This is a genomic window from Pseudomonas chlororaphis, from assembly GCA_001023535.1.
Taxonomy (GTDB): Bacteria; Pseudomonadota; Gammaproteobacteria; order Pseudomonadales; family Pseudomonadaceae; genus Aquipseudomonas; species Aquipseudomonas chlororaphis_E.
In genome coordinates this window covers 993,374-1,015,770 of record CP011020.1, presented here as the reverse complement: position 1 = coordinate 1,015,770, position 22,397 = coordinate 993,374, and the positions used below count along the sequence as shown (strand labels likewise).

The following is a 22,397-nucleotide window of genomic DNA, read 5'->3' as shown; positions in this document are numbered from 1 at the left end:
AGCACTCGCCAGGCTTGGATAAGCAAACAATCCTGGGGGCTGCTGCGCAGCCCAGCGGGGATAAATCCCCTCGCCACAGGTATGGCGCTTCTCCTGAGGCCGAGACACGCTCCGCCTTACAACGCCAACCCCGCCTTGACCCGATACTGATTGCGCACCGGCGTCGCGTATTGCAGCACCAGGAACGGTCGGTAGTCCTCCGGGCAAGCGTCCAGTCGGCGTTGCCACTCTTGCTCGGCCTTGGCCAGTTCCTCGGCACCAAACACCTCGGCCGCCGTCGGCACCTGCAATTGCGGGTCGGCGTCAGCCCATTGGGCGTAGGCCAGGTAGTGCACCGGGAACAACCGATAGCCGCCGAGAATCTGCCGGTCCATTTCCACGGCCAATTGCTTGGTGTCCTCGAAGTATTCGGTGATGGGCGCGGCGAAGTTCACATGCACCCGGCCCTTGTAGCCGGTGATGCCCTTGGCAATGCTCACGTCGTCCTCGCCGGGCGCCTTGGTGTAGGTGCCGGTGGTGGCGCGGATGTACAGCTCGCGGGCCTTGGCCTGGTCGCACGGGTCATATTCGTAGCTGATGGACACCGGCGTGAGGTTCAGCGACTGGATCACCTCGCCGAACGGCTCGTCCTTGCGGCTCATGTGGAACATCTTGAGGATCGCCGACTCGGTGCGGTCGTCGCCGTCCTTGGCCCGGCCTTCGGCCTGGGCGATCCAGATCGAGGCGCAGTCGTTGCGGATCGAGTGGTTGATGTAGGCCGACAGCAACTGGTAGGCCGCCAGTTTTTTCCGGCGTCCGGTGAGGGAGCGGTGCACGATGAAACTCTTGTTCAGGCGCATCAGGTCGCTGACGAACGGTTTTTGCAGCAGGTTGTCGCCAATGGCGATGCGCGGTGTCGGCAGGCCGGCGTGGTACACGGCGTAGTTGACGAAGGCCGGGTCCATCACGATGTCGCGGTGGTTGGCGATGAACAGGTAGGCGCTGCCGGACTTGAATTGCTCCACGCCGGTATAGGTCACGCCGTCGGTGGCGCGCTCGATGGTGTGGTCGACGTAGAACTCTACCTTGTCCTGCAAAGTGGCGACGGAGCTCACACCGGCGAACTCACGACGCAATCTTTGCGCTATAAGGGGTTTGAGCATCCAGCCTAATGCGCCGGCCAGGCGCGGGAAGCGGAAGTGGGTGAGGATATCTAGAAACGCCTTGTCGCCGAGCAGCCGTGCCAGCACCGCTGGGACTTCGCTGTCGTCGTAAGGTCGGATGGCATCGAATTCGCCCATCATGCTCTCTTGTTGGAAACGGCTAGGGTAAGTAAAGGTTCGCTCAAAAAACGATGGGGCACGGCCTGGCAGACAAGCCAGGCGAAAATAGCCCTGCAAACAGACCGGCGATTATACGCACAAGTCACCTGGGAGACCCGCGATGCTGGAAACTGCTCTTTATGATTGCCCCTATTGTGGTGAAGAGATCGAGACGTCCGTGGACCTGTCGGGTGGGGACCAGAACTACATCGAGGACTGTCAGGTCTGTTGTCGGCCGGTCACCTTTGTCCTGCAGGTGCATGGCGAGGAGTGGCATCTTGAGGTCCACGCCGAAAACGACTGAGGGGCGCGCCCATGCAACGCATCTACGAGCTGGAAAACCTGATGGAGGGCGAGCTGCTGCAAGGCATGCTCGCCAGCGAGGGCATCACCGCGCATCTGGTGGGCCGCGACCTGGTGGGCGGCGTCGGTGAGTTGCCGATGCAAGGCTTGCTGGGGCTGGCGGTGGAGGACGAGCAGGCGCAATACGCCCGGGAGTTGATCGTTGCGTACAATGCGGCGATGCCCGTGCCCGGCGATGAGCCGCAGAGCTACCCCGGCACGCTGGTCTGTTAGGCTGGCGGCCGTTTGATCAAGAGTTGTGTTGCCCCATGTGTGGACGTTATGCCCTGTTTCGCTGGAACCCCGCTTTCGCGGCCTTGCCCGGCTTTCCGGCCGACCAGAAGGCCCAATGGAATATATCGCCCAACGATTCGGTGCTGATGCTGCGTGTCGGCGCCGACGGCCAGCGGGAACTGGCCCGGGCACGCTGGGGGCTGACGCCGCCGTGGCTGACCGACCTGTCCCGCACCCCGGCCCATGCTCGGGCCGAAACCGTGGCCGAGCAACCGATGTTCCGCGAGGCCTTGCGCCTGCGGCGTTGCCTGCTGCCGGCCAACGGCTTTTATGAATGGCGCGGCGGCACGCGCAAGCGCCCGTACTGGTTGACCCCGGGCGAAGGGTCGTCGTTGTTCTTCGCCGCGATCTGGGAGGCGTATCCGGTGCAGGAGCAAGTGTGGCTGAGCACGGCGGTCATCACCCAGCCGGCGGCGGGGCAGCGCCGGCCACTGATTCTGGACGAAGAAGGCCAGCGCCAGTGGCTAGACCCCGAGACGCCATTGCATGCCTTGCAAGGGCTGCTGGCCAGCGAACCGGCCGCCTTGCGCGAGCGGGTGCTGGCCAACATGGTCAATGACCCGAAGCTCAATGGGCCGGAGTGCCTGACGCCGGCTTGAGGGCATTGGTGTATTGGCTGGCCTCTTCACGAGCCAACCCTTTGTGGGAGCGGGCTTGCTCGCGAAAGCGGTCTAACAGGCAAAGAAGTATCGCCTGACACGTCGCCTTCGCGGGCAAGCCCGCTCCCACAATGGTTTGTGGCGAACACTAATCCTGCGGCCAACCGAATGACTGTGGGAGCGGGCTTGTCCGCGAAGGGGCCGGTACATCCAACATCTTTGCAAGCTGAACCAGCGCATTCGCGGGCAGGCCCGCTGCCACAGGGCTTCTGTGTCAAACCCTGAACTGATTGATCAAGCGCCGCTGCTGCTCCGCCAACTTGGTCAGCCCGGCGCTGGCGGCGCTGGACTCGTCCGCGCCGCTTGCGACTTCATTCGCCACCTGGCCGATGTTGATCACATTGCGGTTGATGTCATCGGCCACGGCGCTCTGTTCCTCCGCGGCGCTGGCGATCTGGGTGTTCATGTCGTTGATCACCGACACCGCCTGGGTGATCGTCTCCAGGGCCTGGGCCGCCTTCGCCGCGTGCTGCACGCTTTCATCGGTACGGTGCTGGCTGTCTTCCATCACCCGCACCACATCCCGGGTGCCTTGTTGCAACTGTTGGATCATCGCCTGGATTTCTTCGGTGGCCTGTTGCGTCTTCTGTGCCAGGTTACGCACCTCATCGGCCACCACGGCGAAGCCGCGTCCCTGTTCACCGGCACGGGCCGCCTCGATGGCCGCGTTGAGGGCGAGCAGGTTGGTCTGCTCGGCGATCCCGCGAATGGCGGTGAGGATCGCGTTGATGTTCTCGCTGTCCTTGGCCAGGGCCTGCACCACGCTTACGGCCTTGCCGATTTCCGTTGCCAGGGCCCCAATGGCCGTGGAGGTGTCCTGGACAATCTGCATGCCCTGGCTGGCGGCCTGGTCGGCGTGGCTGGCGGCCTGCGCGGCCTGGGTCGCATTGCGGGCCACGTCCTGGGCGGTGGCGGTCATTTCCTGTACGGCGGTGGCCACCTGGTCGATCTCCGACATTTGCTTGTGCACGCCCTGGTTGGTGCGGATGGCGATGTCGGCGGTGTGTTCCGACGAATCGCTGACGCTCTGCACCGAGGTCACCACCTGGGTGATCATCCCCTGCAACTTGCTCAGGAAGGTGTTGAAGCCCTTGGCGATCGAGCCCAGCTCATCGGCGCGGTCGCTCACCAGGCGACGGGTCAGGTCGCCTTCGCCCTGAGCGATGTCATCGAGCATCGCCACCATTTGCTTGAGCGGTCGGGCAATGCCATGGCCCACCAGCCAGATCACCAGCAAGCCGATCCCGGCGATCACCAGGCCCACCATCGCCATGCCGAAAATATCCGCCTGGCGCTGGTGGTCGAGGTCGTTCTGCAACGCTTGCAGGTCGGCCATCACCGCGTTCAGCGGCAGTTGCAGCATCAGCGTCCAACGCGCGTTGGTTTCGCCAATGCCGAATGGCATGTACACCTCGATATGCCCGTGTTCTTCATCGACGTCGTAGCGCACTTCGCCGTTGCCGAGCTTGCCCAGGTTGTCCAGTTCGCTGGCGTCGAGCAGGTCGCTGGCTTTCTCTCCGAGCTTGCTCGGGTCCTTGGTGAAGGCCACGAAGCGGTTGTTGCTCGAGAGCAGGGCCATTTCCCCGGCGCCGTCGTACAGCTTGCCGTCGGCGGCCACGAGCATGTCCTGGATGAAGTTCACCGACAGGTCGGCCCCGACAATGCCCTGGAACTTGCCGTCGATGAGAATCGGTTCGATGAACGAGGCGAGCATGGTCATGGTGTCGCCAACCCGGTAGGGCGCCGGGTCGATCACGCAGGCCTTGCGGCTGTCCTGGGAGCACAGGTAGTACTCACTGGCGCGGATGCCGGTGGAGAGCAGTTTCTGGTCGGTCACGTCGGCGAGTTTTTCCAGGCCGAGGGTGCCGTCCTGGTTGCGAAACCACCAGGGCAGGAAGCGCCCGTTGGTTTCCATGCCCACCACCTGGCTGTTCGCGTAGTTGGCGTCGTCGTGATCGATGGCGTTCGGTTCCCAGGCGATGTAGGCGCCCAAGACCTTGGGATTGCGCACCACGGTTTCGCGCAGCAGGCTGATCATCTGCTCGCGGGGCACCTTCAAGGACGGGTTACCGTCCGCGCCCTTCATGCCCATCAGGGCGTTGGTGGTGGCAAGGCCCTTGGCCAGTTGCAGCGGCGCCTCCAGTTCCCGTTGGATCAAGCTGGCCTGGGTTCGGGCCAGGGCGCTGAGGCGCTGTTCGATGAGCTGTTCGAATTGCGCCTTGGTCCGCTGTTGCACCATCTCCTGGGTGCGGGCACCCGCAAACAACGCGTACAGCACCAGGGCGCCGACCACGCTGAGAACGATGGCACCCGCCAGGGCCGCCACGGAAAACTGGATCGATTTGAATTTCATAAAGGCTCCGGACGCAGGATGACGTCTGGAACCTGTATCGGCGTTTGGCCGCCCCGGCATAAGGCGCTGTTCGTCGGATGACTGTTTTGGAGGGGTGAGTGTCGCAAATGGACAGGGTGGGGTGCTGTGCGAAAAATTGTAATCCGTCGTGATGTATCTGGCGCCGATACAAATCACCGCCTAGGATACGCCCACGTTTCCAGGGAGCTTCTTATATGCACAAGACATTGATGGTGAGTGTACTGGGCGCGGGCCTTCTGCTCGCCGGTTGCCAATCGGTGAATACCACCAGCGGCGGAGCCGTGGGCGTGGAGCGCAAGCAGTACATGTTCAGCATGTTGTCGACCGACGAGGTCAACCAGATGTATGCCCAGTCCTACCAGAAGACAGTGGGCGAGGCGAGCACCCAGGGTGCGTTGGACAAGACCAGCAATGAAGCCAAGCGCGTGCAGGCCATTGCCAGCCGACTGATCGCCCAGGCGCCGGTGTTCCGTCCGGACTCGGCGCAATGGAAGTGGGAAGTGAACCTGATCAAGAGCGACGAGCTCAACGCCAACTGCGGGCCTGGCGGCAAGATCATCTTCTACACCGGGCTGATCGATTCGCTGCAACTGACCGACGATGAAATCGCTGCGGTCATGGGCCATGAAATCGCCCACGCCCTGCGCGAGCACGGTCGTGAGGCGATGTCCAAGGCCTACGGCATCGAGATGGCCAAGCAGGGCGCCGGTGCCTTGTTCGGCCTGGGCCAGGACAGCCTGGCGCTGGCCGACACCGTGGCCAACTATGGCATGACCTTGCCCAACAGTCGCGCCAACGAGAACGAAGCCGACCTGATCGGCCTTGAACTCGCCGCCCGCGCCGGTTACAACCCGAACGCCGCGATCACCTTGTGGAACAAGATGAGCAAGGCCTCGGAAGGCGCGCCGCCGGAGTTCATGAGCACGCACCCGGCGTCCAGCAGCCGGATCGCTTCGTTGCAGGCGGCCATTCCGAAGGTGATGCCGCTTTACCAACAGGCCAAGAAGTAACCCGCGCGATGCGCTGATGTGCTTTTGAGGCGAGGGAGCAAGCTCCCTCGCCTCAACGCCTCTTTAAACCCACCCGCTGCTCTGCATCGCCTTGTACACCGCGACAACCGCCAGGACGAAGAAGGCCGAGGCGGCCAGGCGGCGGATCAGGTTCAGGGGCAGTTTCTCGGCCGCGAAGTTGCCGGCCAGTACCACCGGCACGTTGGCAATCAGCATGCCCAGGGTGGTCCCGATGATCACCAGCCACAGCTCCGGGTACTGCGCAGCGAGCATTACCGTGGCGATCTGCGTCTTGTCACCGATTTCCGCCAGGAAGAACGCGATCAGCGTGGTCAGGAATGGGCCGAACGTGCGGGCGGTGGTGGTTTCCTCGTCGTCCAGCTTGTCCGGGACCAGGGTCCACAGCGCCGTGGCCGCGAAACTGGCCGCCAGGATCCAGTGCAAGACCGCATCCGAGAAGATACTGCCCACCCAGGCCCCCACGGCCCCGGCGGCCGCATGGTTGGCGAGCGTTGCCGCGATGATGCCGGCGATGATCGGCCAGGGTTTGCGAAAGCGTGCCGCGAGGATGAGCGCGAGCAATTGCGTCTTGTCGCCGATTTCGGCCAACGCAACGATGGCGGTAGGTACGAGAAATGAGTCCAGCATCAGGTAGTTCCTAAAGGGGCGGGTCGACACGGCTATGACACGTACAGCCTTCCCGCCCCGGGTAAGGTGTGCGTGTCATAGGTCTTGTCAAACCCAGCGACCATCTGCGTGGACGCTTGGGCCGCATACGCCATGGTCTGCTGACCAAGTGTGTTGACGTATGCCGGGCGAGCAGGGCGCTCGCGGGAGACTACTCCCCTAGGACGGAGCGGATTCTGCCTAGGCAAATCCGATAGGGCAAGCGTTGTTTTCCAAAAAGCCTCAGCCGCGCCTGGCCTGGTAGATGCGGAACCCTTGGCCCTCGGCCTTGATTGAGCAGGCACCCAAGTGCTCTTCGATCAGTGGCTGGTACTTGAGGAAACTGTTGGCGACCAGTCGCAGTTCGCCGCCGTTTTTCAGGTGTTTCGCGGCTTTTCGCAGCAGGTTTTCCGTGGCGAAGTAATCGGTGTGCACGCCGACGTGGAACGGCGGGTTGCTCAGGATCGCGTTCAAGCCCATTGGCGCGGCGTCGATCCCGTCACCGGTCAGCACCTCGGCGTCCAGGCCGTTGGCCGCCAGGGTCAGGCGACTGCTGGCGGCGGCGAAGGCGTCCACGTCCAGCATCGTGACGGTGTTGTGCGGATAGCGCCGCTTGACCACCGCCCCGAGCACGCCGGCGCCGCAGCCGAAGTCCAGCAAATGGCCGCCGGGCAGTTTGTCCAGGTGTTCGAGCAGTAGTGCACTGCCGCGATCCAGGCGACCGTGGCTGAACACGCCGGGCAGGCTGACGACGGTCAGTGGGCCTTCGGCCAAGGGCAATTCGTAGGTCTGGGCCAGGCTTTCCAGAGGCTTGGCCTCGGGGGCGTTGGCCACGGTGACCTGCCACAACTGGCAATGCCGCGCGCTGTCGAGCTTGCGCGGCTTGCCAAAGGGGTTGAGCTGCTTGGACGCGCCTTCGATGCCGCTGCGTTTTTCCCCGACCAGGTACACCTCGCGGCCGGCCAGGCGCGCCGCCACGGCGTTGAGGATGTAGTCGGTGAGGTCCTTGGCCTTGGGCAGGAACACCACGGCAGTGTCGAACCCGCGTTCGGGCACGGTGACGCCAAAGTGGCTGCGCTGTGGGAAACGCGCGTCCAGCGCCGCCTGATCGCCAGCGTGCCAGCACCAGCCGTGGGCGTCGGGCAGGCGGCCGAGCAGGTCGTCGGCGGGCAAGCCGGCCAGCAGCACCGAGCCCTGGAATAACTCGGCCTGACGAAGCAGTACTTCACTGCGCGGGTCCATGGTCTGCTCCTTGAAAAAAGTGCGGCAGTTTATCAACTGACGACCCGTCGCGCTGTACCGCTGAAAAAGCCCTGGGCGTTTTCGCACATTTGCCCAACGATCCGCTGCCGCGCCTCGCGGCTGCCCCAGGCATTGTGCGGGGTGACAATCAAGCGCGGGATGTCGCTCGCCAGCAGGGGGTTGCCCTGGCTTGGCGGCTCCACGCTCAGCACGTCGGTAGCGGCACCGCCCAGGTGGCCGCTGCGCAGCGCCTCGGCCAGGGCCTGTTCGTCGATCAGGCCACCGCGGGCGGTGTTGACCACGAAGGCGCCGGGTTTGAGTTGGGCCAGTTCGCGGGCTCCGATAAGGTTTCGCGTGTGTTCGTTGAGCGGGCAGTGCAGGGTCAGGGCATCGACCTGCGGCAGCAACTGGTCAAGCGCCAGGCGGTCTGGACGGGCCGGGCGTCCGGGAATCTGCCCCAGCAGTACGCGCATGCCGAAAGCTTCGGCCAGCCGCCCGACGGCGCTGCCCAGTTCACCGTGGCCCAGCAGACCCAGGGTCTTGCCTTGCAGCTCGACGATCGGGTAGTCCAGCAGGCAGAACTGCGAAGCCTGCTGCCAGCGTCCTGCACCAACCGCTTTCTGGTAGTCGGCCAATCGTGTCGCCAGGTTCAGCAACAGCATGATCGTGTGTTGGGCCACCGACGGCGTGCCGTAGCCCTGGCAATTGCACACGGTGATGCCATGGTTGCGGGCAGCCACCAGGTCGACATTGTTGGTGCCGGTGGCGCTGATCAGGATCAGCTTCAATCCGGGGTTGGCGGCCATCGCGGCCGCGTCGATCACCACTTTGTTGGTGATCGCCACGGTGGCGCCCTTGAGCCGTTCGGCCACCTGCTCCGGCGAGGTGCGGGCGAACAACTGCAACGTGTGGAAGCAGTTGCGCAGCGGCTCCAGGTCCAGGTCGCCGAGGTCCAGGGACGGGTGATCGAGGAAAACGGCGCGGGCGGTGTTTGTCATCAGCTGTACCTTTTATGTCTGGAACCGAAGGCGTAATGTGGCGAGCCTATCAGATGCGTTGTGGCATGACGCCGGGCATGTCTGGCAAGGAAGCGGACCGTGGCGAGGGAGCTTGCTCCCGTTCGAGTGCGCAGCACTCGCAGGCTTCCTGGGGCCGCTTCGCAGCCCAGCGGGAGCAAGCTCCCTCGCCACAAAGCTGTTTCGCCACGATGTTCCACTTAACGAGAATGGCCGCCAAGGAGCCCCCATGTACCTCACCGAGTTTCTCACCGTCGCCCTGATCCACCTGCTGGCCGTCGCCAGTCCCGGGCCGGACTTTGCCGTGGTGGTGCGTGAAAGCGTGACCCACGGCCGGCGCGCCGGGACCTGGACGGCCCTGGGCGTGGGCACGGCGATCTTCCTGCACGTGGGCTACTCGTTGCTGGGCATCGGCCTGATCGTGTCGCAATCGATCGTGCTGTTCAACGCGCTGAAATGGGCCGCCGCCGCGTACCTGCTGTACATCGGCTTCAAGGCGTTGCGGGCGAAACCGGCCAAGCCCACCGAGGAAAACCTGCACAAGGAAGTCGGCGAGCGCAGCGCTCGCGGGGCGTTTACCGCAGGCTTCATCACCAATGGCCTGAACCCCAAGGCCACGCTGTTCTTCCTGTCGCTGTTCACCGTGGTGATCAACCCGCACACGCCGCTGGCGGTCCAGGCCGGCTATGGCGTGTACCTGGCGGTCGCGACCGCGGTGTGGTTCTGCCTGGTGGCCATGTTGTTCAGCCAGCAACGGGTGCGTGCCGGTTTCGCGCGCATGGGCCACTGGTTCGACCGCACCATGGGCGCGGTGCTCGTCGCCATTGGCGTGAAACTGGCCTTCACCGAAATGCATTGAGCCGCTGAATGCCCCGGGTTCATGCCCGGGGTGATCTGCCCATCAGGCCTGGCGTCGGCGGGCGTAGTCCAGGAATGCTTCGAGGTCGTCGCTGCACAGCAAGGGCGAGATGGCCTTGACCTCCTCCAATGGCCACTCCCACCAGGCTGACGCCAGCAGGGCCTGGCGCACCGGTTCCTCGAAGCGCCAGCGGATGAACCGACAAGGGTTGCCGCCGACAACGGCGTAGGGCTCGACATCGCGCGTCACCACGGCACCGGCGGCCACGACAGCGCCGTGGCCGATGGTCACGCCGGAGAGAATCATCGTTTCGGCGCAGATCCAGCAGTCGCTGCCAATCACCACGTCACCCTTGGTCGGGTTGCTGCCGGGAATGTGCCTGGCCTCGTCGATCATCAGCGGGAATGGAAACGTACTGACCCAGTCCATGCGATGCCCACCCCCCAGAAGGATCTTCACACCGTTGGCGATGGAGGTGTAGGCGCCGATCTTGAGCACCGTGTCGTCGCCGAACTCGGTCACCTCGGGGATGCCATAAGTGCCGACGCCGACTTGATACCGGGGGTAGCGCAGGCGGATTTTCTCCGGGGCCCTTTCGAGCTTTTCCAGGCGCTTGAGGTACTTGCGGGTCCTGCGCTCCTTGAGCTTCTGCAAAAACTTCACGAACCGGACCTCACGGTCGAGCGTGACAGCAGCAGCCGCCGGAAACGCCGCAGGCTGGTCTTGTTCCAGTGACGCCATGGAATGCTGCGCAGCAGTTTCCAGGCGTCTTTCTTGTCTTCCACCACGGCGTACTTCAGTGCCTTGTGAATCAGCACGATGCGGGCTGATTCGTACTCGGGATGATCACGATAGGGGGCGATGGCCGCCAGGTCCGCTTCGAGCATCAACTTGTACTTTCGCGACAGGTTGTCGGGGTGGCGTCGATAACGCGTGACCGTGACGGGCAACTCGTGGACTTCATAGCCCTGGTGCGCGATGCGCAGGGTGATCTGGAAGTCCTGGACCCGCAGCAACGGGTCATAGAAGTCGGCGCTGCGCAGGGCGCTCATGCGGTACAGCGCCGTTGGCGCGCCAATCACCACCGCCTCGCGCAGGATGTCGTCGAAGGTGTAGACCCGGGTGGTGGTGCGGCGTTGTTCCTTGATGGCCTGGCCGTTGCTGTTCATGTAGATGATCAGCGCGCCGACACACCCCGTCTCGGGATGATGGTCGAGGTAGTCGGCGCGCACGCGCAACGAGTGCGGCAACATCACGTCATCGAGGTCCGGCGTCGACACATACGCGCCCCTGGCGTATTTCAGGCCATGGTTGAGTGCGGCGCTGACGCCTTGGTTCGCCTGGGAATAGAGCTGGAAGTCATAGGTCTGCTGCAACTGCCGGAGCATGGCAAGGCTGTTGTCGGTCGAGCCGTCGTCGACCACGATGACTTCGTAGTTCGGGTAATCCTGCGCGAAGATGCTGTGAATGGCCTCTTCCAGGTACTTCTCGGCGTTATAGCAAGGCGCCACGATTGAAACCAGCGGCAGCGTTTGCGACGCGGTGGCCTGGGGAGGCGCTAGTTCAGTGCTCATTGTTCTCCGTAATGGCCAGGCGGCAATCTTTATTCGTCCATGGGGTTTTGTAACAAAGCGGATGACATATGCTCGCCTTTGAAGACCGTTCTGACAAGGTTTAGTACAAATGGCCCGGGAACCGAGTGCTAGCTGGCTCAAGGCTAGCATTCATGGCCCGATCAAATCATTCCTTTGGCTGATTTGGTCGGTGTATAAGCCCTCTAGAGTGCTTACCTCCAGCCAAGACCGTGCAGTCAGAAAAGGGACTCCCATGTTGCAGACTCGCGTTATTCCCCCAGCCGAAGGCGCTTATCAATATCCGTTGCTGATCAAACGACTGCTGATGTCCGGTGCCCGTTATGAGAAAACCCGCGAGATCATCTACCGTGACCAGTTGCGCTACAGCTACCCGACGCTGATCGAACGGGTCGCGCGCCTGGCCAATGTCCTGACCGAGGCCGGGGTCAAGGCGGGCGATACCGTGGCGGTGATGGACTGGGACAGCCATCGCTACTTGGAGTGCATGTTCGCCATCCCGATGATCGGGGCCGTGATCCACACCATCAACGTGCGTCTGTCGCCGGAGCAGATCCTCTACACCATGAACCACGCCGAGGACCGCTTCGTGCTGGTCAACAGCGAGTTCGTCGGCCTGTACCAGGCCATTGCCGGGCAACTGACCACGGTCGAGAAGACCCTGCTGCTCACCGACCTGCCGGAAAAAACCGCCGAGCTGCCGAACCTGGTGGGCGAGTACGAGCAGTTGCTGGCCGCCGCCAGCCCCACCCATGACTTCCAGGACTTCGACGAAAACTCCGTCGCCACCACGTTCTACACCACCGGCACCACCGGCAACCCCAAGGGGGTGTACTTCACCCACCGGCAACTGGTGCTGCACACCATGGGCGTGGCGACCATCATGGGGTCCATCGACAGCGTGCGGTTGCTGGGCACCAATGACGTCTACATGCCGATCACGCCGATGTTCCATGTACATGCCTGGGGGCTGCCGTACGTGGCGACCATGCTCGGCCTCAAGCAGGTCTATCCGGGCCGCTACGACCCTGAACTCCTCGTGCAGCTGTGGCGCAAGGAAAAGGTCACCTTTTCCCATTGCGTGCCGACCATCCTGCAGATGCTCCTCAACGCCAAGGGCGCCCAGGGCACCGATTTCGGCGGTTGGAAAATCGTCATCGGTGGCAGCGCCCTGAACCGCAGCCTCTACGAAACGGCCAAGGCCAGGGGGATCCAGCTCACCGCCGCCTATGGCATGTCGGAAACCGGCCCGCTGGTTTCCTGCGCGCACCTCAACGCAGAATTGCTCGCGGGCAGCGAGGACGAGCGCACCACCTACCGGATCAAGGCCGGCGTGCCGGGGCCGCTGGTGGAGGCGGCGATTATCGATGCCGAGGGCCGCTTCCTGCCTGCCGACGGCGAGACCCAGGGCGAACTGGTGCTGCGTGCGCCGTGGCTCACCGAAGGCTACTTCAACGAGCCGCAGAAGGGCGCCGAGCTCTGGGCGGGCGGCTGGCTGCACACCGGTGACGTCGCCACGCTCGACAGCATGGGCGTGATCGACATCCGCGATCGGATCAAGGACGTGATCAAGACCGGTGGCGAATGGATCTCGTCCCTGGACCTGGAAGACCTCATCAGCCGTCACGTGGCGGTACGCGAAGTAGCAGTCGTCGGCGTCCCCGATCCACAGTGGGGCGAGCGTCCGTTTGCCTTGCTGGTGATTCGCGAAGGGCATCAGATCGGGGCGCGCGAGCTCAAGGAACACCTCAAGCCGTTCGTCGAACTGGGGCACTTGAGCAAGTGGGCGATCCCGAGCCAGATCGCTCTTGTTACTGAAATTCCCAAGACCAGCGTCGGCAAGCTCGACAAGAAGCGCATCCGCGTCGATATCACCGAATGGCAGAGCAACAACAGCACTTTCCTCTCGACGCTTTGAGCCTTTTTACCGTGCCCGAAAGGGCACGGCAGCCCCACCAAGCAAGCGCTTGCCTTGTCAAACCGCAAATTTCAGCCATCCTTGCCGTGCCGACACCTGTCGGCCTGGCGAAAGGACTGTTCCAGAGTGGTCGGGGCTGCAAATCACACTTTAGAGGGATCAAGCCGTACTACCTGCTGGCTATAGTCCGTTGACGGATTTTTCAGGAACGGGGCGCACGCACGAAAGGGTGATGCGACTTCGACGGATGTCGGGACGCTGCCGCTCCCAGCCGTTGGGGTGTTCCTGGATAACCACTGCCATAACAATAATGCAATGGAGTAGCGTCGATGACCTCAGCAACCACGTTCTGGCGCCGGGCAAAATTGCCTCTGGCGGTCAGTCTCGCCTCTTCGCTCGCCGGGCCAGCCTTCGGCGTCAGCTTCAACATCGGTGAAATCGAAGGCCAGTTCGACTCGTCCCTGTCGGTCGGCGCGAGCTGGTCCACGGCCAAGCCCAACAAGGACCTGATCGGCGTCAACAACGGCGGCAAGGGCCTGTCCCAGACCTCCGATGACGGCCACCTGAACTTCAAGCGTGGGGAAACCTTCTCGAAGATCTTCAAGGGCATCCATGACCTGGAGCTGAAATACGGCGATACCGGCGTGTTCGTACGTGGCAAGTACTGGTACGACTTCGAACTCAAGGACGAAAGCCGCCTGTACAAGGACATCAGCGACAACAACCGCAAGGAAGGCGCCAAGTCCTCCGGCGGACAGATCCTCGACGCATTCGTCTACCACAACTACGCCATTGCCGATCAACCGGGCTCGGTTCGCCTGGGCAAGCAGGTGGTCAGTTGGGGTGAAAGTACCTTCATCCAGGGTGGCATCAACTCCATCAACCCGGTCGACGTGTCCGCGTTCCGTCGTCCTGGTGCCGAGATCAAGGAAGGCCTGATCCCGGTCAACATGTTCTACGTGTCCCAGAGCCTGACCGACAACCTCTCGGCCGAAGCCTTCTACCAGTTGGAGTGGGACCAGACCGTGGTGGACAACTGCGGTACGTTCTTCTCCCAGCCGGATGTGATTGCTGATGGGTGTACCGATAACCTGCGGGTGCTGAGCAAGCGTTCCACGCTCCCAGCCGCCGCGTTGGGCCCAGCGGCCGCACTGGGTGTCGACGTCAACGAAGAAGGCGTACTGGTACGCCGCGGGCCGGATCGCGACGCCCGTGACAGTGGTCAGTGGGGCGCTTCGTTGAAGTACATGTTCGAGCCGCTGGACACCGAGTTCGGTGCCTACTTCATGAACTACCACAGTCGTGCGCCGATTTTCAGTGCCACGGGTGCCTCGCAGTCGGTCTACAACATCGCTGCAGGATTGCCCCCTCCGTTTGCCGGACTGGCGCCTCTGCTGGTTGCAGGCAACTCGCAATATTTCGTCGAATATCCGGAAGACATTCGCCTTTACGGCCTGAGCTTCTCCACGACGCTGCCTACCGGTACGGCGTGGAGCGGTGAATTGAGCTATCGCCCAAATGCACCGGTGCAATTGAGCACCACCGATATCCTGTTCGCCGGCGTTCGCCCGCTCGGTGGTCCTACGTTGGGCAATGCGTCGCTGCTCACGGGTGTGCCAGGCCAGGATCTGCATGGTTATCGCCGCAAGGAAATCACTCAGTTCCAGACCACCTTTACCCACTTCTTGGATCAGGTCATGGGCGCCAGTCGTCTCACGCTGGTAGGTGAAGTCGGCGTTACTCATGTTGGAGGCTTGGAAAGCAAGTCGGACGTTCGCTATGGGCGGGACCCTGTCTTTGGTCCGGGTCAACTGCCCGACGGAGCCTGTAACAGGCTCAACGGCGCTACCGCCGCAGGTGGCGGCCAAACCGTCGGCAACGTCAACAGCAACTGCGACAACGACGGCTTCACCACCTCCACCTCCTGGGGCTACCGCGCTCGCGCCATCTGGGAATACCCGGACGTGTTCGCTGGCGTGAACCTCAAGCCCAACGTGGCCTGGTCCCATGACGTCAAAGGCTACTCGCCAGGCCCTGGCGGCAACTTCGAGGAAGGCCGCAAAGCCGTCAGCCTCGGGCTCGATGCCGAGTACCAGAACACCTACAACGCCAGCCTGGCCTACACCAACTTCTTTGGTGGCGACTTCAGCACCGTGGACGATCGTGACTTCCTGGCGCTCAGCGTCGGCGTGACCTTCTAAGCACCGTATTTCAGGACGACACACTATGAAAATAACAAAGAATCTGATGCAGGCCGGTGTTCTGGGGTTATCCCTGCTGGCCGCCAGCGTCATGGCGGCAGTACCCGCGGCCGAGGCCGATAAACTTGGCAAGAGCCTGACGCCGATGGGCGCCGAGATGGCCGGCAATGCCGACGGCTCGATCTCGGCCTGGAAACCCATGGCCAAGAATGCCGGTTCCGTGGACAGCAAGGGCTTCCTCGCCGACCCATATGCCAGTGAAAAACCGCTGTTCACCATCACCGCGCAGAACGTCGACCAGTACAAGGACAAGCTCGCGCCGGGTCAGTACGCGATGTTCAAGCGTTACCCGGAAACCTTCAAGATGCCGGTCTATCCGACCCATCGCGGTGCCACCGTGCCGGACGAGGTGTTCGCCTCCATCAAGAAAAACGCGGTCAACACCAAGCTGGTCTCCGGCGGTAACGGCTTGGAAAACTTCGAGACGGCGGTGCCGTTCCCGATTCCCCAGAGCGGCGTGGAAGTCATCTGGAACCACATCACGCGCTATCGTGGCGGCAGCGTAACGCGCCTGGTCACCCAGGCCACCCCACAGCCCAACGGTTCGTACAGCCTGGTGTACTTCCGCGACCAGTTCGTGTTCCGCGACAAGATGAAGGATTTCGATCCGGCCAACCCTGGCAACATCCTGTTCTACTTCAAGCAGCAAGTGACCGCGCCGGCGCGCCTGGCCGGTGGTGTGCTGCTGGTGCACGAAACCCTCGACCAGGTGAAGGAACCGCGTTCGGCGTGGGTCTACAACGCTGGTCAGCGCCGTGTGCGCCGTGCCCCGCAAGTGTCCTACGACGGCCCGGGTACCGCCGCCGACGGCCTGCGTACCTCCGACAACCTGGACATGTACAACGGCGCGCCGGATCGCTACGACTGGAAGCTGGAAGGCAAGAAAGAGCTGTATATCGCCGCCAACAGCTACAAGATCGATTCGCCGCAACTCAAGTACGCCGACATCCTCAAGGCTGGCCACATCAACCAGGACCTGACCCGCTACGAGCTGCGCCGTGTCTGGCACGTGACCGCGACCCTGAAGGAAGGCCAGCGCCACATCTACGCCAAGCGTGACTTCTTCATCGACGAAGACACCTGGCAAGCCGCGGTCATCGACCATTACGACGGTCGTGGCCAACTGTGGCGCGTGGCCGAGGCCCATGCCGAGAACTACTACGACAAGCAAGTGCCGTGGTATGCCCTGGAAACCCTCTACGACCTGCAGTCCGGCCGCTACCTGGCGCTGGGTATGAAGAACGAAGAGAAACAGGCCTACGACTTTGGTTTCACCGCCAGCACGGCCGACTTCACCCCGAACGCACTGCGTCAGGACGGCATTCGCTAAAACCGCTTTACCCGAGGCCGCATCCTCGAAGAAACGCCCCGACCTGGTTCGGGGCGTTTTTTTCCCGAACACAAAGTCCTGTGGCGAGGGCGCTGCTCCCGCTGGGTTGCGCAGCAACTCCAAGGCAACCCGCCTTGTTTAGCTGGCACCTGAGCACTTTGCTTCGCGGTCCAGCGGGAGCAAGCTCCCTCGCCACGGAAGGGATGTCTGGCGCGTTTTTCAGGGCGAATCGACTTGTAGTCTTTTTGTAGCCATTTGTAGCACTCCCTTCAATACCTCCTCGTTTACCGCTAGTCTGCGGACATCTGCAACGCCGCCATCCGCCTTTCAACAAGAGTCGGCCATGACTGATTTGTCTTCACTTCCGGATTCTGCCCGCGCAGCCATCGCGGTCCAGGACGGGCGTTTCTACCGCCCGCCCTTGCCCGATGGCCACGTCGTGCGGCCGCGGTTGTGCGAGCGTTTGAGTGCGGGGCTTGGCGGCCGGCTGTTGTTGGTGAGCGCCCCGGCGGGGTTCGGCAAAAGCTCCCTGGCGGTGGAGTTCTGCCAGAGCCTGCCGGCCCATTGGCAAAGCCTCTGGCTGGGGTTGAGCGCCCGGGATAACGACCCGGGGCGTTTCCTGGAGCGGCTGCTCGAAGGGCTCCAGGCATTCTTCCCGCAGTTGGGCCGTCGGGCGCTGGGGCTGTTGAAGATGCGCCAGCGGCATCAACCCTTTGCCTTTGAAGAGTGGCTCGATGGCCTGCTGGACGAGCTGTCCAGCCATCTTTCAGCGCGCGACCCATTGCTGCTGGTACTCGATGACTATCACCTGGCCCAAGGGCCGGTGCTGGATCGTTGCCTGCAATTTTTCCTCAACCATCTGCCCGAAGGCCTGTTGGTGCTCGTCACCAGCCGCCAGCGGCCGGACTGGCACCTGGCGCGCCTGCGCCTGTCGCGGCAACTGCTCGAACTGAGCGAACAGGACCTGCGCCTGACCCATGAAGAAGCCCAGACCCTGCTCCAGCATCACAGCAGTTCGTTGCGCGGCGAGGCGTTGGACAATCTCATCCAGCGCAGCGAAGGTTGGGTGGCCGGGTTGCGTTTCTGGCTGCTGGCCGCCGCCGAGGCCGCCGCCGAGGCCGGCACCGAAGGCCTGCTGCCGCAGTCCCTGCACGGCGGGGAAGGGCTGATCCGCGATTACCTGCTCGAAGAAGTCATCGACTGCCTGCCGGCCGAGGTGCAGGCATTTCTCTACGACACCGCCCCCCAGGAGCGCTTTTGCAGCGCGTTGTGCGACGCGGTGCGCGAGGCTCACGACAGCGCCGAGATCCTGCGCTACCTGGCGTCCCACCAGGTGTTCCTAGTGCCGCTGGACGAGCACGGTCATTGGTACCGCTATCACCACCTGTTTTCCGACCTGCTGCGCAGCCGTCCCAGTGCGCCGGCCATGGTCCCGGCCGCGACCCTGCACCTGCGCGCCTGTCGCTGGTTCAATGCCCAGGGCCTGATCGACGAAGCGGTGGAGCAGGCCCTGCGGGCCGGGCACCTGGACGTGGCGGCGAACCTGGTGCAGAACCTCTCGGAGGAGCAACTGCTGGCCGAGCAGAACGTCGGCATGTTGTTGCGCTGGAAAATGGACCTGCCCGACAGCCTGCTCATCAGCACCCCGCGACTGATCGTGCTCTACAGCTGGGCGCTGGGGCTGGCCTGCCAACTGGACGCCGCCGAAGAGTTGGCGGCGCACCTGAGCCGGTTCCTGCCGGCACCGTCGGCCACCGCGCAGAAATCCATGCTCGCCCAATGGCTGGCCTTGAGCGGGATCGTTGCCCGTGGCCGCGGCGATCGCGAAGCCACTGTGCGCTATTGCAGCGAAGCGCTGGAAAGCCTGCCGCAAAAGCGCTATGGCCAACGCCTGATGTGCCTGTCCACCTTGTCGAACCTGGCGATTGCCGACGGCGACCTGTGGCGCGCCCGTGCCTTGAATCGCGATTCCCTGGAGCTGGCGCAACGGGTCGGCAACCCGCTGTTCGAGGCCCTGGCCCATTACGATCGCGCCAGGGTCCTGCAAGCCCGCGGTGAGATCCAGCGGGCGCTGGATGAAGTGCATCAAGGCCTGCAACGCTTGCACGCGCTGTCGCCGCAACGGCTTTACGCGGTGCGGGCGCGGCTGACCCTGTACGAAGGTTTCCTGCTGACCTTGCGCATGCAACCCCAGGCTGGGTTGACGCGGTTGCAGGCCGGCCTGACCGAAGCCCGGGCCTGTCGCGACATCAGCGTGCTGCTCGGTCATTGTGTGATCGCGCGGATCGAAGGCAACAACGGCGAGTTCGCCCGGGCCTTCGCCGAACTGGCCGAAGCCGAGCGCCTGATGCACATCTGGGACGTGCCCCCGATCTACTACCTGGCGATGATCACCCTGGTCAAATGCGAACTCTGGCTCGCCCAGGGCCGCACCGACCTGGCCGAGGCCTGGCTGTCGCGGCTGGGGCAGACCTACACCGGCGAGCGGGCGGCCGCGCCACCGGAGTTCCATCCGCAACTGCCGCTGCATGTCGAGCTGCAACAGGCGCTGCTCGAATCCATCCGTGGCCAGCCGATGCTCGCCGAGGGACGGCTCAATGCCTTGCTCGAACAGGGTCAGCAGACCGGCCGGCAAATGCTCAGTGTGATGGCGCTCAACCAGAAAGTCGCCCTGTTGCTTGAGCTTGGCCGCGAATCCGAAGCGCGGCGCGCCCTGGCCCAGGCGTTCGAAGCGGCTGCCGGCGGTGTCTTGCAGCCCTTCGAATGGCTGCTGGGCGAGCACCGTGAATGGCTGCGTGAACAACTGCTGCACGCCGCCCCCGGCCCTGTGCGCGAACAATTGCTCGAACGCCTGCCGTCGGCGGTGGCCCTGCCGGCCGAGCCTTCGACACCGGTCGAGACCCTCAGCAGCCGCGAGCGCGCGGTGCTGCAATTGATCGCCCAGGGCTGCTCGAACCAGGAAATCAGCGAGCAATTGTTTATTTCGCTGCACACGGTGAAGACCCACGCCAGCCACATCAACAGTAAACTCGGCGTCGAGCGCCGCACCCAGGCGGTGGCGCGGGCGAAGGCGTTGGGGTTGTTGGGGTGAATGAGGTACGGACTCGCGCAAACATCTGTGGCGAGGGAGCTTGCTCCCGTTGGGTTGCGAAGCGACCCTGAAACCTGCAGGCGCGATGTGCCAGGCTATTGCTCGGGGCTGCTGCGCAGCCCAGCGGGAGCAAGCTCCCTCGCCACGACAGCGCTCGGTCCATGATAAGGAATGTTCAATGCCACCCCTCTACAAAACCATCCCATCCCCCGTCGGCCAACTGACCCTCGTCGCCCGTGAGCGCAAGCTGGCGGCCATCCTGTGGGAGAGCGAGCGGCTCAACCGGGTACGCCTGGGGCCGCTGGAAGAGGACAGCCAGCACCCGACCCTCAAGGAAACCGAGCGCCAACTGGCGGAGTATTTCGCCGGCCAGCGCAGCCGTTTCGAGCTGGAACTGGATTTTGCCGGCACCGACTTCCAGATCCGGGTCTGGCAGGCATTGCTGACCATCCCCTTCGGCCAGACCCGCAGCTACCGCGACATCGCCATCCAGATCGGCCAACCGACTGCGGTGCGGGCGGTGGGCGCGGCCAACGGGCGCAACCCGATCTCGATCATCGCCCCCTGCCACCGCGTCATCGGCAGCTCCGGCAGCCTGACCGGTTTCGCCGGCGGCCTGGCCGCCAAACAGTTCCTGCTCAGCCTCGAAGGCCAGCAAACCCTCCAGTTGGCATTCTGAAGACTGCGGGAGCGGGGTGGGCGCAGGATTAGTGTTCGCCACAACCCATTGTGGGAGCGGGCTTGCCCGCGAAAGCGGAGGGGCAGCTTGCAACGATGTTGGACGTACCGGCCCCTTCGCGGGCAAGCCCGCTCCCACAGTTATTCGGGTTGGCCGCAGGATTAGTGTTCGCCACAACCCATTGTGGGAGCGGGCTTGCCCGCGAAAGCGGAGGGGCAGCTTGCAACGATGTTGGATGTACCGGCCCCTTCGCGAGCAAGCCCGCTCCCACAGTTATTCGGGTTGGCCGCAGGATTAGTGTTCGCCACAACCCATTGTGGGAGCGGGCTTGCCCGCGAAAGCGGAGGGTCAGCTTGCAACGATGTTGGATGTACCGGCCCCTTCGCGAGCAAGCCCGCTCCCACAGTTATTCGGGTTGGCCGCAGGATTAGTGTTCGCCACAACCCATTGTGGGAGCGGGCTTGCCCGGGTAGAAACCGGGGACATCCTTTACGTTTTAAACCGGAGACATCGTTTACAGGTGCATAAATACGGTCAGGAGGTGCCTGACCATGCCCTGGAATCGAGAGTCCCCGATGGATCAACGAATCAAACTCATAGGCGACTGGCTGCAAGGCAGCTACTCCAAGAGCGAGCTGGCCCGTCACTACGGGCTCAGCCGACCCACTTTGGACAAATGGCTTGCACGCTACGAGGCGCACGGCATTGATGGGCTAAAGGAGCTGTCACGGCGCCCGCATACGAGCCCTTTCAAAATCAGCGACGAGGTACTTGAGCTGCTGATCGCGTACAAGCGCGAGCATCACAGCTGGGGGCCTGAGAAGTTGGTGCATAACCTTAAGATCGACCATCCAGACCTGTCTTGGCCCACAGTCAGCACGGCAGGCGAGTGGCTTAAGCGAGCAGGTCTGGTGCAAAAGCGCCGTTTCCTCAATCGACCGCCAGCAGGAAAAAATCCGCTGCGTGACGCCACTGGGCCTAATCAGACATGGGCCGCAGACTTCAAAGGTGACTTCGCGCTTCAGAACGGCCAACGTTGTTACCCTCTGACCATTACCGATCACGTCAGCCGATTTCTATTGCTGTGCAGAGCACAAGGCAGCGTTGCCGGTGCCCGCGAAGGATTTGACTGGGCGTTTCGGGAGTACGGTTTACCTGACGTAATCCGCACAGATAACGGCTCTCCTTTTGCCTCTACCGGCATCTCACGCATATCCAGTCTGGCCGCGTGGTGGATACGTTTGGGGATCTATCCGGAGCGAATCCAGCCGGGGCGGCCTGACCAGAATGGCCGTCACGAACGCATGCATCGAACACTCAAGGCTGCTTTGCTTCATGCACCTGAACGTAACCTGGTGGAGCAACAGCTGGCATTCGAACAGTTTCGACAGGAATTCAATTACGTGCGCCCTCACAAGGCCCTAGAGATGAAAGTTCCTGCGGACCTCTATGAGCCATCAAAGCGGCAGTACGATGGGCGCGTGCCTGAGGCCGAGTACGCGGCGGACATGACGATCCGCATGGTTAGGCAGAACGGGTCGATGAAATGGAAAGGCAAGATGATTTTCGTCAGCGAATCTCTGGCCGGTGAGGCGCTAGGACTCAAAGAAGTGGACGATGATGTGTGGGATGTTTACCTCTGCAGCTACCTTTTAGGTAGGCTGAAAAGCGGCGAAAGCCGCCTTTCAAGCCAACAGAAACGTAAAGGATGTCCCCGGTTTCAATTGTAAAGGATGTGTCCGTTTCTACATCGCGAAGGCGGT

The 22,397-nt window shown here is 62.8% G+C and carries 18 protein-coding genes; 11 read left to right on the top strand and 7 right to left on the bottom strand.

The genetic code is table 11. The features are described from left to right. Positions 1–116: 116 nt before the first annotated feature. Complete coding sequence (locus tag VM99_04350) at positions 117–1,283, bottom strand: glycerol acyltransferase (GenBank protein AKJ97319.1); 1,167 nt, start codon at positions 1,281–1,283, stop codon at positions 117–119. A 139-nt stretch (positions 1,284–1,422) separates the two neighbouring features. Here VM99_04350 and VM99_04345 point away from each other — a divergent pair, with 139 nt between their 5' ends. Genes VM99_04345 through VM99_04335 form a run of 3 tightly spaced genes read left to right on the top strand, consistent with a single transcriptional unit; the run spans position 1,423 to position 2,536 of the window. After that, complete coding sequence (locus VM99_04345) at positions 1,423–1,605, top strand: LITAF-like zinc ribbon domain containing protein (protein AKJ97318.1); 183 nt, start codon at positions 1,423–1,425, stop codon at positions 1,603–1,605. Between the two features lie 11 nt (positions 1,606–1,616). Then, complete coding sequence (locus VM99_04340; GenBank protein ID AKJ97317.1) at positions 1,617–1,877, top strand: hypothetical protein; 261 nt, start codon at positions 1,617–1,619, stop codon at positions 1,875–1,877. 35 nt (positions 1,878–1,912) lie between these two features. Then, entirely contained in the window at positions 1,913–2,536 is a 624-nt protein-coding gene (locus VM99_04335) for a hypothetical protein (protein ID AKJ97316.1), read from the top strand. 274 nt (positions 2,537–2,810) lie between these two features. Here the strand turns inward: VM99_04335 and VM99_04330 are convergent, their stop codons facing one another. Further along, positions 2,811–4,949, bottom strand: a complete 2,139-nt coding sequence (locus tag VM99_04330; GenBank protein AKJ97315.1) for a chemotaxis protein — start codon at positions 4,947–4,949, stop codon at positions 2,811–2,813. A 215-nt stretch (positions 4,950–5,164) separates the two neighbouring features. Between VM99_04330 and VM99_04325 the strand changes: the two genes are divergently transcribed. Further along, positions 5,165–5,980: a peptidase M48 gene (locus VM99_04325; protein AKJ97314.1), complete on the top strand. Its 816-nt coding sequence runs from the start codon at positions 5,165–5,167 to the stop codon at positions 5,978–5,980. A 63-nt stretch (positions 5,981–6,043) separates the two neighbouring features. Here the strand turns inward: VM99_04325 and VM99_04320 are convergent, their stop codons facing one another. From VM99_04320 to VM99_04310, 3 genes are all read right to left on the bottom strand, one after another. After that, on the bottom strand, positions 6,044–6,628 hold the full coding sequence (locus VM99_04320; GenBank protein ID AKJ97313.1) for a membrane protein: 585 nt from the start codon (positions 6,626–6,628) through the stop codon (positions 6,044–6,046). A gap of 261 nt (positions 6,629–6,889) precedes the next feature. Then, positions 6,890–7,888, bottom strand: a complete 999-nt coding sequence (locus tag VM99_04315; GenBank protein AKJ97312.1) for a 16S rRNA methyltransferase — start codon at positions 7,886–7,888, stop codon at positions 6,890–6,892. Between the two features lie 32 nt (positions 7,889–7,920). Continuing rightward, positions 7,921–8,886, bottom strand: coding sequence for a glycerate dehydrogenase (locus tag VM99_04310; GenBank protein AKJ97311.1), 966 nt, complete (start codon positions 8,884–8,886; stop codon positions 7,921–7,923). A 247-nt stretch (positions 8,887–9,133) separates the two neighbouring features. On the opposite strand from VM99_04310, the gene VM99_04305 reads away from it, so the two are divergent. After that, positions 9,134–9,763 (top strand): lysine transporter LysE, encoded by a 630-nt coding sequence (locus VM99_04305; GenBank protein ID AKJ97310.1) that lies wholly within the window; start codon positions 9,134–9,136, stop codon positions 9,761–9,763. 42 nt (positions 9,764–9,805) lie between these two features. On the opposite strand, the gene VM99_04300 is transcribed toward VM99_04305, so the two are convergent. Together VM99_04300 and VM99_04295 are read right to left on the bottom strand one after the other, a co-directional pair. Continuing rightward, positions 9,806–10,426 carry an acetyltransferase gene (locus VM99_04300; GenBank protein ID AKJ97309.1) on the bottom strand — a complete coding sequence of 207 codons (621 nt, stop codon included), beginning with the start codon at positions 10,424–10,426 and terminating at the stop codon, positions 9,806–9,808. Continuing rightward, positions 10,423–11,337, bottom strand: a complete 915-nt coding sequence (locus tag VM99_04295; GenBank protein ID AKJ97308.1) for a glycosyl transferase — start codon at positions 11,335–11,337, stop codon at positions 10,423–10,425. Before VM99_04295 ends, VM99_04300 begins: the two co-directional genes overlap by 4 nt. Before the next feature lie 253 nt (positions 11,338–11,590). On the opposite strand from VM99_04295, the gene VM99_04290 reads away from it, so the two are divergent. The 6 genes from VM99_04290 to VM99_04265 all read left to right on the top strand — a co-directional run bounded on the left by VM99_04290 (position 11,591) and on the right by VM99_04265 (position 22,364). Continuing rightward, on the top strand, positions 11,591–13,273 hold the full coding sequence (locus VM99_04290; protein AKJ97307.1) for a long-chain fatty acid--CoA ligase: 1,683 nt from the start codon (positions 11,591–11,593) through the stop codon (positions 13,271–13,273). A 329-nt stretch (positions 13,274–13,602) separates the two neighbouring features. Beyond that, positions 13,603–15,474, top strand: a complete 1,872-nt coding sequence (locus VM99_04285; protein AKJ97306.1) for a type V secretory pathway, adhesin AidA — start codon at positions 13,603–13,605, stop codon at positions 15,472–15,474. Between the two features lie 25 nt (positions 15,475–15,499). Next, positions 15,500–16,864 (top strand): hypothetical protein, encoded by a 1,365-nt coding sequence (locus VM99_04280; GenBank protein AKJ97305.1) that lies wholly within the window; start codon positions 15,500–15,502, stop codon positions 16,862–16,864. Positions 16,865–17,207: 343 nt separating this feature from the next. Further along, positions 17,208–19,955, top strand: a complete 2,748-nt coding sequence (locus VM99_04275) for a LuxR family transcriptional regulator (protein ID AKJ97304.1) — start codon at positions 17,208–17,210, stop codon at positions 19,953–19,955. 178 nt (positions 19,956–20,133) lie between these two features. Continuing rightward, positions 20,134–20,634: a cysteine methyltransferase gene (locus VM99_04270; protein AKJ97303.1), complete on the top strand. Its 501-nt coding sequence runs from the start codon at positions 20,134–20,136 to the stop codon at positions 20,632–20,634. Between the two features lie 551 nt (positions 20,635–21,185). Further along, positions 21,186–22,364: a transposase gene (locus tag VM99_04265; GenBank protein ID AKJ97302.1), complete on the top strand. Its 1,179-nt coding sequence runs from the start codon at positions 21,186–21,188 to the stop codon at positions 22,362–22,364. Positions 22,365–22,397 lie beyond the last annotated feature (33 nt).